This is a genomic window from Agrobacterium vitis (assembly GCF_013426735.1).
Taxonomy (GTDB): domain Bacteria; phylum Pseudomonadota; class Alphaproteobacteria; order Rhizobiales; family Rhizobiaceae; genus Allorhizobium; species Allorhizobium vitis_D.
Map to the genome: position 1 here is coordinate 1,877,778 of NZ_AP023272.1, position 12,330 is coordinate 1,890,107.

Genomic DNA, 12,330 nt, shown 5'->3' on the forward strand with positions numbered 1-12,330 from the left:
CCGCTCGACATGCCTCCACAGCGGTGGCGTCGCATAGGCCATTTCAGGATGGTATTAGATTGCAGCGCGAACCGAGCCGTTGCGGACGGTGCCAGTGCGGGTTTCGCCGGCCAGAATGTCACGCGACAGGGAGGAGGCGCCGGTCAGACCGTTGCGGCCAATCTGACGGCCGAGCGGCATGGCGCGGGTCGGAGCAGAGGTGCGGATCGGGCTGGTCATCGGAGGTCTCTTCGGTTTTGTTTAGCATGTTGCGTTGCGGTGCTTCTAATCGGTTTAGCTGATTTGCGACAGCGTTTTGCTGGCATGGGAGCCATGCGCTCAGCGCATCGATTATGATGCTGTCAGGCTTTTTGTGGTCAAAAAACCGTCACAATCTGCCTTTGACGGGCCGGGTAAGGCGAAAAGCGGGGCAAAGGTGATGGAAAGGGTGTCATTTCAGCGCCGCTGTTATAGGTTGGCAGCAGTTTTTGACAGTGTCGGACAGGTCTCATGTTCCAAAGTTTTGACGTTACCTCCACTCCTCAATTCGGTCGCGACCGTGTCGCGGCGCTGCGCGACCGGTTTTCGGGGCTGGGTATCGATGGGTTTATGATCCCGCGGGCCGATGAATATCAGGGCGAATATGTCCCAGCCTCAGCCGAACGCCTGTCCTGGCTGACCGGCTTTACCGGCTCGGCGGGCGAAGTTCTGGTAACGCAGAGCCAGGCCGTGGTCTTTGTCGATGGCCGCTATGTCACGCAAGTGCGCCAGCAGGTGGATCTCGACGTGTTTACGCCGGGCGACCTGATCGATGAGCCTCCGGCCAAATGGATCCCGGCCCATGCACCGAAGGGCTTCCGGCTGGGCATCGATCCATGGATGCATACGGTGGTGCAGGTGTCGCGGCTGGAAAAGGCGCTGAAAGAGATCGGCGGAACGTTGGTGCTGGTCGATGAAAATCCGCTCGATGCGGTCTGGACCGACCGTCCTGCCGAGCCGTTGGGCGCAGTATCGATCCAGCCGATCTCGGCCGCCGGGGTCGAGGCAGGTGAGAAGATTGCCAAAATCGCCGATGGCCTTGCGGCAAAAGACGTAGCGGCGGTGGTGATCACCGATCCATCGTCTGTGGCCTGGATCTTCAATCTTCGCGGTCAAGATGTGCCTCACACGCCGCATCCGCTGTCGCGCGCAATCGTCCATGCTGATGGCAAGGCCGAGCTGTTTCTGGACCGGCGCAAGACGAATCTCGAGGTCGAGACCTATCTCGATGGTCTTGCCACCCGGCTTGATCCGCAGAATTTCGTTTCGCAATTGGCAATGCTGGCGCAGACCGGCGCCCGTATTCTGATGGACCCGGATCTCTCGCCAGCGGCACTGGCACGTCTGGTGGCCAGCCGGGGCGGCAAGGTCGTGGACGGTGCCGATCCGGCCAAGCTTGGCCGGGCGGTGAAAAACCTGGTTGAGCTGAATGGCTCGGCTGTCGCCCATGTACAGGATGGTGTGGCCGTTGTTGAATTCCTCAGCTGGCTCGACCGGCAACCGGCGGGCAGCGCGACGGAAATCAGTGCAACGCGGGCGTTGGAAACCATCCGCGCCAAAGTGGGTGAGCGTATGCAGAACCCGCTGAAGGATATTTCCTTCGATACGATTGCCGGGGCAGGCGAACATGCCGCCATCATGCATTACCGGGTGACGACGGAAAGCGACCGGCCGATCCGGGCAGGCGAAATGTTCCTGGTCGATTCGGGCGCGCAATATGTCAACGGCACCACAGATATTACCCGCACGCTTGCCGTCGGCGCGGTGCCGGACGATCAGAAACGGTTCTTCACACTGGTGTTGAAGGGTATGATCGCCATCAGCACGGCGCGGTTTCCCAAGGGCACGCGCGGCTGCGACCTCGATCCGCTGGCGCGCATCAACCTGTGGAAGGCCGGGGCGGATTTCGCCCACGGCACCGGCCACGGTGTCGGCTCGTTTCTGTCGGTCCATGAGGGACCGCAGCGGATTTCCCGGCTTTCCACCCAGGAATTGCTGCCAGGCATGATTCTCTCCAATGAGCCTGGCTACTACCGGCCCGGTCATTTCGGCATCAGGATCGAAAACCTGATCTATGTGCGTGATCTGGAGCCGGTGAACGGCGGCGACCTTGATATGATGAGTTTCGAGACGCTCACCTTCGCGCCCATCGACCGATACCTGATCGTTGAGGACATGCTGACCCGTGAGGAGTTGCGCTGGCTGGACGATTACCACGCCCGCACACGAGAGCAGCTTTTGCCGCTGGTGGAGGGAGACGATGCCCGAAGCTGGTTGATCCGGGCAACCGAGCCAATGGCGCGGTCCGCTACTACATAATTCTTTAAACCGAAATCGGTTTAAAGAGAAAACTATGCAGCAGATATAAAGAGCGACAGCGAACCTTTCTGCGCCAGATATGGCGCACGGCGCTGTATGTAAAAAAGCGAGGATGCAGAGGCATCTTCGCTTTGGGCATGTTCGCTTTGAAAAAACGATAGAGGTGGAAGAAGGGTGATTAGCGCCCTCTTTCTTCGCTTTCGCGGATGGCCTCATCCAGTGCCACTTCCAGCAGATAGCTCAACATCTCGCAGCGGGCGGCGTCTGACGCCTTGATCAGCTTTTGCAGGTCCTCGGCAATTTGATGGATGGAATGGGCGTTCGCTGCCGGTTCCTTGCCGCCAGCAATCAGTTCCAGTCGATGACGTTGATGACCCATTTAAAAACCCCTCTCACTGCATTCCGCCTTTTGCCGCAGGACGCCGTCCATCAAGACTGCCCACACCTGACGGCGTGACGAATCAACAAGCGGAACGGTTGCGACGACAGGATTCTACCATAGGTTATTTATATTAAATATAGCTGAATAAGAGATACGAACTGTAAAACAAGCCTCACCCCAATTTCAGCGGTTTTGGAGAGGTGATTGCCGTAAGGTGGAGCGGATAGGGATCAGGTCATGAACTGGCGGATCAGCACGGCGGCACCCCAACCGGTGAGCAGCATGGGGATAAGCGAAAAGCGCAGGCCAACGACGAGACCAAGCAGCATGGCGAATTTCACCTCCATCCCACCGGCGTAAAAGGCCGGGGCGACCAGCGTGGTCAACACGGCGGCAGGAACGGCGTTCAACGCTGCATCGACCCTGGGCGGCAAAGTCTTGAAACGGCTGATCACCAGATAGCCGCCAGCGCGGGTGAGGTAGGTGGCAAGGGCGGCAGCCAGAATGATCGCCACCATAGAGGGGTCAAGATCCATCATTGCCTCACCTCCGGTCGATCATCAAGGGCCGCCTGCGCCTTCGGCGGCAGCAGGGCTGCGGTAACAATGCCCGCCAGTGCGCCAAGGCTGACATGCCAGGGTGAGCCAACGGCATGCATGGCAAACACCGCGGCCACGGCACTGACCGCAACCACGATCAGGAAGTTCGGACGCTTGCGAAAGCCAAGCACGCTGCCCATGAAATAGACGGGCAGCAGCACGTCGAGGCCAACCGCTTTCGGATCGCCGATCAGGCTGCTGAACACTGCGCCAATCGCCGAAAATCCGACCCAGGGAATATAGATGGCTAGCGCAAAGCCCATATACCAGCCGAAGGAAACGGACTTGCCACCTTCGGCATGTTTGACGGTTTCGGCAAATTGCGGATCGGTCATGAAGAAGAAGGCGACGGCTTTTTGCAGTCCGCTCAGCCGTTGGAAATAAGGGCCAATGGCCGCCGAATAGAGGATATGGCGGAAATTGACGGCAAACACCGAGAGCACGATCAGCCAGGCCGGAACGTTATTGCCGAACAGATCGATGCCGACCAATTGACTGGCGCCTGCAAAAACCGTCGCACTCATCAGCGTCGCCTCAGCCACCGATTGGCCATGGGCGGCAGCGACGGCACCAAACAAGGCGGCGAAGGGCAATGTGGAAAGGGTGATGGGAGCGCTTTGGCGCGCGCCATCGGTAAAGTCTGACATCGTCTTTTCCTAGAGCATTTCCAGCAAAAGTGCGGTGCGGTTTTGCATCCGGAAATGTGTTGAAACAAACAGTTAGAGTATTTATGCGTTTCTATGAAACGCGGAAATGCTCTAAATGGGCATATGTCTTGGGGTGGGCTGTTTTCAGGTGGGATCTTCTTTTCCCTCCCAAGAATGAGGGGTGGATTAGAACATCATTGCGAAACGAGCAAATCAATAGGAGTGATCCTGCGTTGATTTCCATTGATGCGTGCTCATAGTCATGCCCTATTCCAGCCGACCATTCTTGTCGAAAAGGAACATCGTGAATGCCGAAGCCCGATGATGTGAAAGCGGATTTTTCAAAAGACGAACTGGCCCTGCTGGTTTCACGGCTGCAAAAACACCTGGCGAGTGAACATGAGGTCGAGCTTGGACGGTTCGAGGTCGAAAGTCTGATCGATTTTCTGGCCGGAACGGTCGGTGTGCATTTCTACAACAGAGGTCTTGCCGACGCCCAAACCCTGCTGGCCGAGCAGATCGACCGCTTCAATGACGGGATCTATCAATTGGAGCGGACGATGGCGTCTTGAGGTTTGCGCCATGCTGGACCGTCGTTTTTCCTGATGAATTCATTTGATTGAAAAGTGGGCATAATGCAATTAAAAAGGGCATTTTCAATTGACTTGATGCTATCCCGAATTTAAAGCGCACCCTGTGGTGAAGCAACCATTGCGAGTATTCGGCCTACACAAATTATTGAAGCGCCGGATCCGCTTTTTGCCGGGGGAGTGCAATATGATGTTTTCAGACGGGATTGAGGATTATTACGACGTCCTGGTGATTGGCGCCGGATTGGCGGGGCAGACGCTGGCATTATCTGTGGCGCGGGAGAAGCGGGTTCTCATCGTCTGCAAATCCGATCTCGGGTCTGCCGCATCGAATTATGCCCAGGGTGGCATCTCTGCGGTCTATGCGGCAGACGATACGCATGACAAGCATGTCAGCGATACGCTGATTGCCGGATGTCATCTGAATGACATCGACAATACGCGCTATATCGTTGAGAATGGCCGTAAGGCCGTCGAGTGGCTGATCGAGCAGGGTGTGCCATTCACCAAACAGGATGGCGACTATCACCTGACCCGCGAAGGCGGCCATGGTGAACGGCGCATTTTGCATGTCGATGACATGACCGGTCGCGGAATTCAGACCAACCTGACCTCCCACCTTCTATCTCATCCCAACATCACCGTGCTTGAGAATTGCGCAGTCACGGATCTCATCCGGGGCGACGCCGAGAAAAACACCTGCATTGGCGCGGTGTTGATCGACCCGAAGGGTGTCGAGCGCCGCATCGCATCCAGTTTCACGGTTTTGGCCACAGGCGGCGTCGGCCCGATTTTCTCGCATACGACATCGCCAGCTCAATCGATCGGTGACGGTATTCCTCTGGCCTGGAGAATGGGTTGCCGTGTCGCCAACCTGGAATTCATGCAGTTCCATCCAACCTGCATGTACTATCCCGGAGGTGACGCTTTTCTGATCACGGAGGCCGTTCGGGGCGAGGGCGGCATTCTGACGCTTCCCGATGGCTACCGCTTCATGGCCGATTATGATGAGCGTGCAGAGCTTGCGCCGAGAGATGTGGTTTCCAGAGCCATTTACAGCGAGATGAAAAAAAATGGCATCCCATCCGTCAATCTCGACATCAGCCATAAGCCAGCGGAATTCATCAAGGGTCATTTCCCGAACATCTACCAGAAATGTCTGGAGCGGGGGATCGACATGACGAAGGAACCGATCCCGGTGACGCCCGCTTCGCATTATACCTGCGGCGGTGTCTATGCGGATATAAACGGACGAACCGATGTCGATCGCCTATATTGCCTCGGTGAGGCGGCCTATACCGGCTTGCATGGCGCCAACCGGCTGGCATCCAACTCCCTGCTGGAATGTGTGGTCATGGCACGGGCCGCGTCACTGGATATCTTGAGCGGCAGCGACCTGCCGAATGTCTCGCTGGCACCGGCCAAGCAGCACCCGCATATCATGGCGGCGGACGGAATGAAGCGTGATGCCATGGTTCTGATCAAGCAGGAAATCAGAACGGTGATGTGGAATTATGTGGGCATCGTTCGCAGTCAGGACTCGCTTCATGCGGCCCGCAGAAGGATTGACCTGCTTCATTCGGAAGTCGAGGCGATGTTGACATCGCATCCCCACTCTTTCGACCTTAGCGACTTGCACAACATGGTGGTGACGGCGCGGATTGTCATCGACAGCGCCTTGTCGCGGTCTGAAAGTCGCGGCTGTCATTACAACCGCGACTTTCCAAATTCTCGTCAGGAGTCCGGCCCGACCGTCCTCTGCTTGGCAGACCAACACGCCAGCGTCGCGGCATAGGATTAAACACGATGTTGATGAGTGTCATAGGCGTTCCCTTCGGCGCGTTGCTCGGGACGGCGGGAGGCTTCCTGGGAACCGGAGGCGGAACATTTGCAATCCCTCTCCTGGTTTTATTTGCGGCCTATGACCAGAAGCTGGCCCAAGGGACAGCTTTGGTCATGGTTGTCACCAATGTTCTCTATGCCCTGGTGAAATACCGCAACAAGGGCAGCTTCGATCTCAAGACGGCCCTTGTGCTGGCCGCCAGTGGCAGCGTCACGTCGGCGATCAGCTCTCTCTGGGCCTTATCGCTGTCGAGCGAGACATTGAAGCTCTGGTATGGCGTGTTTTTGATGTTGCTTGCGGCGTTTGTCGCCATCACGCGAAACATAAAATTCGTCTCACATGGCCTTGATTATCGCTGGGCCTTCTTGCCAGGCGCGATTGGCGGCATATCGCTCGGCCTGTTCGGGGTGGGGGGCGCCATGCTGGCTGTTCCCCTGTTGGTGATGTTTTACGGGCACTCCCAGGTTCGGGCGCAAGGCCTGGGACTGGCGCTGGCACTGCCGGGATGTAGCATCAGCCTGATGCAATACGGCTATTATGGCCATGTCGATTGGACCCTCGGCCTTATGCTGGCCATCGGCGGCCTTTTAGGCGTGCCAGCAGGCGTTCATTTGGCCCATAAGGTGGATGAACGCACCCTGGTTCTGTCGTTTTGCACATTGCTGATTGCCGCGGGGATGCTTGTCATCGTCAAATAGCAGTAGCGCCTCGCGCCCGATGAAGGCGCGAGGCGCTACCGTCTCTTTAGCGGTTACGATTTTCGCGGCTGAAAAGTATGCTCCGGTCCGGGAAATTGCCGTGCCTTGACCTCGGTCGCATAGTCTTCCACGGCCTTTGAAATCACCCCGGCCAGCTCGGCATAATGCTTGACGAAGCGCGGCTTGAAATCATTAAACAGGCCCAGCATGTCGTCGGAGACCAGGATCTGGCCATCGCAGGCAGGCGAGGCGCCGATGCCGATGGTGGGGATGGCAAGGGTCTGGGTTATGTCCCGTGCCAAAGGCTCCACGGTGCCTTCAATGACCAGCGCAAAAGCGCCTGCCTTGGCTATGGCGGTGGCGTCGGCCCGGATCTTGTCGGCTTCCGCTTCATCATGACCCTTGGAACGGTAGCCGCCTGATGTGTTGACCTGCTGCGGCATCAGCCCGACATGGCCCAGCACCGGAATGCCGCGTTCCACCAGAAAGGCGACGGTCTCGGCCATTTCCGTGCCGCCTTCCAGCTTGATGCCATCGCAGCCGGTTTCTTTCATAATCCGTGCCGCATTGCGGAAGGCCTGTTCTTTTGATTCCTGATAGGAACCGAACGGCATATCAACGATCACGCAGGCGTGATTGACTCCGCGTAACACGGCTTGCCCATGGGCAATCATCATCTCCAGGGTGACGCCAACCGTGGTGTCCAGTCCATAGAGCACCATGCCAAGGCTGTCGCCGACCAGCAGCAGATCGCAAGGCGCATCCATCAGCCGCGCCATCGGCGTGGTATAGGCGGTGAGCGACACAATTGGGCGCTGATTTTTCAGCGCAGCAATGGTGGTGGGCGTCAGGCGTTTCTGGCGGGGCGGGGCGCTCACTCGGCGGCTTCCTTTTTACTTTTGATGTCGATGACCCGGTTATCCAGCAGCTTGGTCGTGCCGATCTTTACGTAAAGCAGCACCAGAAACGGCTGGTCAAGATGGGGCAGGGTGGCCAGCGTATCGGGGTGACGCACGGCGACCACATCGGGCTTTGCCAACGGCTCCCGGGCAATGAAGGTGGCAAGGGCTGCTTCCATCTCACCCGTATCGCGCATACCGGCGTGGTAGAGCCGTTCCGCCTCATCCAGCGCCTTTGGCACGATGACGGCGGCAGCGCGCTGCTCCTTGGTCAGATAGACATTGCGCGATGAGCAGGCCAGCCCATCGGCCTCGCGCACGGTTGCCACCGGCACGACGCGCACCGGCATGGCGAGATCGTCCACCATGCGACGGATGATTGCCACCTGCTGATAATCCTTCTCGCCAAAATAGGCGGCATCCGGCTGGACGATGTTGAAAAGTTTGGTGACGACGGTTGCCACGCCTGCGAAATGACCTGGCCGGGCCTTGCCTTCCAGCTCGCCGCCCAACCCCGGCAGATCAACGACTGTCTCCATCGGGCGCGGATACATGTCGGCCACGCCAGGCGCGAACAGAAAATCGACGCCCGCCGCCTCCAGCATTTCACTGTCGCGGGCGAGATCGCGAGGGTATTTCTCCAAATCCTCGCCCTTGCCAAATTGCAGCGGGTTGACGAAGATCGACACCACGGTCACGGCATTTTCGGCCTTGGCCTGTTCGACCAGCGTCAGGTGACCCTTATGCAGATAGCCCATGGTCGGCACGAAACCGATGGATTTTCCAGCCTTGCGGCAGGCATCGAGCCTGTGGCGCAGGGCTGCAATCGCGTTGATAATCTCCATGGCGGCCCTCCCGAACCCATTCTTTTTGCAGCGGCTGATGCTTTTTAGGCGAGGACATCCGCGCTGGTGATCAACCGTGCGCCATGGGCCTGCATATCGGCAATCGCTGCCTCCACCGTTTGCGGATCAATGCCCCGGCTGGCATCGACAATCAAGCGCACGGTAACGCCCGGCAGCATGTCGAGCGCATCCAGCACGGAAAACCTGACGCAGTAATCGGTGGCAAGACCCATAACATCCAGTTCGGTGACGCCCTTGTCGATCAGCCAGGTGCTAAGGCCGGTCAGTGCCGTTTGATCGTTGTCGCGGAAGGCCGAATAGCTATCCACCAAGGGGTTCAGGCCTTTTTTCTGCACATGATCGATCCGGGAGAGGTCGAGACCGGGGTGAAACTCGGCATCCACGGTCCCCTGCACGCAATGGTCCGGCCACATCATCTGCGGCTTGCCGGAAAGCTCGCCCAGTTCAAAAACCTTGGCGCCGGGATGCTGGGAGGCGAAGCTGCCGTGATTGGCCGGGTGCCAGTCCTGCGAGGCGACGATCAGGTCGTAGGACCCGCTGGCCATCAGGGCATTGGCGATGGGAACGATCTGATCGCCCTCTGCCACGGGCAGATTGCCGCCTGGGCAAAAGCCGTTCTGGATATCGATGAGAAGCAGCGCCTTGGTCATGATCCCTCCTGCTGATTTTGCGCCAGACCATGGCAAGGCCGATCGATGCGCGCAAGAGTATGGGTAAGAGTATTTGGTCTCAAAATTTGATTTACCCGTAAGATCGGTAGGAACCTAACGGTCGCTCCCGCGTTTGCAGTTTACCTATGCGCAAATTTTTGACGCACCCCCGCTTATTTTCAACATGCATCGGATTTGTCCCATGATCCTTATCGTTACAGCGGTCGTCTTCGCCGTCATCGGGCTCGCGCTCGGCGGCGGGGGCGGCTATCTCCTGTCGCTCGGCGGTAGCCCGTTTTACCTCATCGCCGGTCTTGCCTTCATTCTCGTTGCGCTGCTGCTGGTGATGCGCAAGGCGGCGGCACTTTGGATCTACGGGCTGTTCATTCTCGGCTGCCTGGGTTGGGCGGTATGGGAGGTCGGCTTTGACTGGTGGCAGCTTGGTACGCGCGGCGGGCTGGTCATCGTGCTTGGCTTCGTGCTGCTTCTGCCTGCCATCCGCCGCAGGCTCGGACCGCTGCATCGCCGCGAAGGCGGTATTGCCGCCAGCGCCTGGCCGGTGGCCCTGCCGGTGCTGGTCGCGCTTGTTGTCGCTGGTTATTCGATGACGCAGGACCCCTATGACAAGCCCGGTACCCTGCCGATGGATGTGGCCAGCGCCACGCCTTCCTATGGCGGCGACATGGCCGATGGTGAATGGCATCAATATGGCCGCACACCCTATGGCCAGCGCTATTCGCCGCTCAGCCAGATCACCACCGACAATGTCAAGACACTGAAGACCGCCTGGACTTACCAGACCGGCGATGTGAAACAGCCCGGCGATGTCGGCGAAACCACCTATCAGGTAACGCCGCTGAAAGTGGGCGATACTCTTTATCTCTGCACCCCGCACAATTGGGCTATCGCTGTGGACGCGGCGACCGGCAAGCAGAAATGGAAATATGATCCCAATGTCGGCCTGAATCCGGATCGCCAGCACCAGACCTGCCGTGGCGTCACCTATTATGCCGACCCCGCCGCTACATCCGGTGCGCCCTGCGCCACCCGTGTTTATCTGCCGACCTCGGATGCGCGGCTGATCGCGCTCGATGCCGCCAATGGCAAGATCTGCGAAAGCTTTGCCGACAAGGGTACGCTGCATCTGGACCAGGGCATGCCCTACAATCCGGCTGGATATTACTATTCAACCTCGCCGCCGGTGATTGCCGCGGGCAAGATCATCATTGGTGGGGCGGTCAACGACAACTATTCCACCAAAGAGCAATCCGGCGTGATCCGCGCCTTCGACGTCCAGACCGGCGCGCTGGTCTGGAACTGGGACAGCGGCAATCCGGGCCAGACCCAACCGCTCCCGGAAGGCCAGACTTACACCGCCAATTCGCCGAATAGCTGGTCGGTATTCTCGGTCGATGAACAGCTGGGCCTCGTTTATATCCCGCTCGGCAATCAGGTGCCGGACCAGTTGGGCATGAACCGCAGCGCCAATGTGGAGAAATATTCTTCCTCCGTCGTGGCGCTGGACCTCAACACCGGTGCCGATCGCTGGGTGCAGCAATTCGTCCATCACGATCTCTGGGACATGGATGTTCCCGCCCAGCCTGTGCTGCTCGATATCAACAGCGCTGGCACCACTGTTCCGGCGCTCGTTGCCTCCACCAAGCAGGGCGATATCTATGTGCTGGACCGGCGCACCGGCCAGCCGATCATTCCGATCAAGGAGCTTCCTGCCCCCGGCGGCACCATCCCGGAAGACCATGCCTCGCCAACCCAGCCGATTTCGGTCTTAAGCTTCCGCCCGCCGAAGCTGGAAGAGCGTAATATGTGGGGCGTGACGCTGCTCGATCAGCTGGCCTGCCGCATCAAGTTCCATCAGTTGCGCTATGACGGCCAATATACCCCGCCGTCGCTGCAAGGCTCGATCATCTATCCCGGCAATTTCGGCACGTTCAACTGGGGTTCGGTGGCTGTCGATCCGGAAAAACAGGTGATGTTTGGCATGCCGACCTATCTGGCCTTCACCTCGCAGCTTGTGCCGCGTGATCAGGTTCCGGCCAAGGGGCAGGACGAAAAAGGCTCGGAACAGGGCCTGAACCGCAATGACGGTGCACCCTATGCTGTCAAGATGGGTCCGTTCCTGTCGCCCATCGGCATTCCCTGCCAGGCACCGCCATGGGGTACGGTTGCCGCTGTCGATCTGAAGACCGGAAAGATCGCCTATCAGCATCGCAATGGCACGGTGCATGACATGACGCCGCTGCCGCTGCCCTTCAAGGTCGGCGTACCCGGCATCGGCGGGCCGATGATTACCAAGGGCGGGGTCGCTTTCCTCGGTGCTGCCGTCGATAATTATCTTCGCGCCTATGACCTCGCCACCGGCAAGGTTCTCTGGGAAGGCCGGCTTCCGGCTGGCGGCCAGGCGACGCCGATGAGCTACGACCTGAACGGCAAGCAATATGTTGTGATGGTCGCAGGCGGTCATGGCTCAATTGGCACCAAGCCGGGTGATTATGTGATCGCCTATACGCTGCCGTAAGTCATGGAAGTTACAACATAATCCCTTGACTTCAAATGAGTTCAGGGGGGCGCTTATTGAGTGCCAGGTTTGGCTTCGCCCCCCTCATCCGCCTGCTGGCACCTTCTCCCCGCTGGGGAGAAGAGGGCAGGAGCCGCAACGCTTGTTGCCTCCTCTCCCCAGCGGGGGTCCGAAGGACGGGCAGAGACCCGTGGCTCTGCCCCGGTCAGTCCGCTGAGCGAAGCGGAAGCGGGGTGAGTGGGCGGCACGCACTGACTTAAACCGTTCTCCAGCAATCCAGCCC

General features: G+C 58.6%; 12 protein-coding genes. 5 read left to right on the plus strand and 7 right to left on the minus strand.

Annotated features, from left to right (window positions below; genetic code table 11):
- Positions 1 to 54: 54 nt before the first annotated feature.
- Positions 55 to 219: a hypothetical protein gene (locus H1Y61_RS08575; RefSeq protein WP_156540976.1), complete on the minus strand. Its 165-nt coding sequence runs from the start codon at positions 217 to 219 to the stop codon at positions 55 to 57.
- Positions 220 to 489: 270 nt separating this feature from the next.
- On the opposite strand from H1Y61_RS08575, the gene H1Y61_RS08580 reads away from it, so the two are divergent.
- A complete protein-coding gene (locus H1Y61_RS08580; protein ID WP_180574355.1) occupies positions 490 to 2,337 on the plus strand; it encodes an aminopeptidase P family protein in 1,848 nt (615 codons plus the stop codon).
- A 178-nt stretch (positions 2,338 to 2,515) separates the two neighbouring features.
- Here the strand turns inward: H1Y61_RS08580 and H1Y61_RS08585 are convergent, their stop codons facing one another.
- The 3 genes from H1Y61_RS08585 to H1Y61_RS08595 form a co-directional block, all read right to left on the minus strand.
- Positions 2,516 to 2,716 (minus strand): hypothetical protein, encoded by a 201-nt coding sequence (locus tag H1Y61_RS08585; protein ID WP_041696788.1) that lies wholly within the window; start codon positions 2,714 to 2,716, stop codon positions 2,516 to 2,518.
- A 233-nt stretch (positions 2,717 to 2,949) separates the two neighbouring features.
- A complete protein-coding gene (locus H1Y61_RS08590; protein ID WP_409363976.1) occupies positions 2,950 to 3,255 on the minus strand; it encodes an AzlD family protein in 306 nt (101 codons plus the stop codon).
- On the minus strand, positions 3,255 to 3,965 hold the full coding sequence (locus tag H1Y61_RS08595; protein WP_180574357.1) for an AzlC family ABC transporter permease: 711 nt from the start codon (positions 3,963 to 3,965) through the stop codon (positions 3,255 to 3,257). The genes H1Y61_RS08590 and H1Y61_RS08595 overlap by 1 nt, the downstream gene beginning before the upstream one ends.
- 308 nt (positions 3,966 to 4,273) lie before the next feature.
- Here H1Y61_RS08595 and H1Y61_RS08600 point away from each other — a divergent pair, with 308 nt between their 5' ends.
- From H1Y61_RS08600 to H1Y61_RS08610, 3 genes are all read left to right on the plus strand, one after another.
- The gene (locus tag H1Y61_RS08600) at positions 4,274 to 4,537 is read left to right on the plus strand and encodes a DUF2164 domain-containing protein (RefSeq protein ID WP_174111256.1); all 264 of its coding nucleotides are present in this window, start codon (positions 4,274 to 4,276) and stop codon (positions 4,535 to 4,537) included.
- Positions 4,538 to 4,742: 205 nt separating this feature from the next.
- Complete coding sequence (gene nadB, locus H1Y61_RS08605) at positions 4,743 to 6,350, plus strand: L-aspartate oxidase (RefSeq protein ID WP_180574358.1); 1,608 nt, start codon at positions 4,743 to 4,745, stop codon at positions 6,348 to 6,350.
- Positions 6,351 to 6,361: 11 nt separating this feature from the next.
- On the plus strand, positions 6,362 to 7,096 hold the full coding sequence (locus H1Y61_RS08610) for a sulfite exporter TauE/SafE family protein (protein WP_180574359.1): 735 nt from the start codon (positions 6,362 to 6,364) through the stop codon (positions 7,094 to 7,096).
- Between the two features lie 53 nt (positions 7,097 to 7,149).
- On the opposite strand, the gene panB is transcribed toward H1Y61_RS08610, so the two are convergent.
- Genes panB through pncA form a run of 3 tightly spaced genes read right to left on the minus strand, consistent with a single transcriptional unit; the run spans position 7,150 to position 9,511 of the window.
- On the minus strand, positions 7,150 to 7,974 hold the full coding sequence (panB, locus tag H1Y61_RS08615) for a 3-methyl-2-oxobutanoate hydroxymethyltransferase (RefSeq protein WP_180572329.1): 825 nt from the start codon (positions 7,972 to 7,974) through the stop codon (positions 7,150 to 7,152).
- Positions 7,971 to 8,840 carry a pantoate--beta-alanine ligase gene (gene panC, locus H1Y61_RS08620; RefSeq protein ID WP_180572330.1) on the minus strand — a complete coding sequence of 290 codons (870 nt, stop codon included), beginning with the start codon at positions 8,838 to 8,840 and terminating at the stop codon, positions 7,971 to 7,973. Before panC ends, panB begins: the two co-directional genes overlap by 4 nt.
- A gap of 44 nt (positions 8,841 to 8,884) precedes the next feature.
- Complete coding sequence (pncA, locus tag H1Y61_RS08625) at positions 8,885 to 9,511, minus strand: bifunctional nicotinamidase/pyrazinamidase (protein ID WP_180572331.1); 627 nt, start codon at positions 9,509 to 9,511, stop codon at positions 8,885 to 8,887.
- 202 nt (positions 9,512 to 9,713) lie between these two features.
- Here pncA and H1Y61_RS08630 point away from each other — a divergent pair, with 202 nt between their 5' ends.
- The gene (locus H1Y61_RS08630) at positions 9,714 to 12,047 is read left to right on the plus strand and encodes a glucose/quinate/shikimate family membrane-bound PQQ-dependent dehydrogenase (protein WP_180572332.1); all 2,334 of its coding nucleotides are present in this window, start codon (positions 9,714 to 9,716) and stop codon (positions 12,045 to 12,047) included.
- Positions 12,048 to 12,330: the final 283 nt, after the last annotated feature.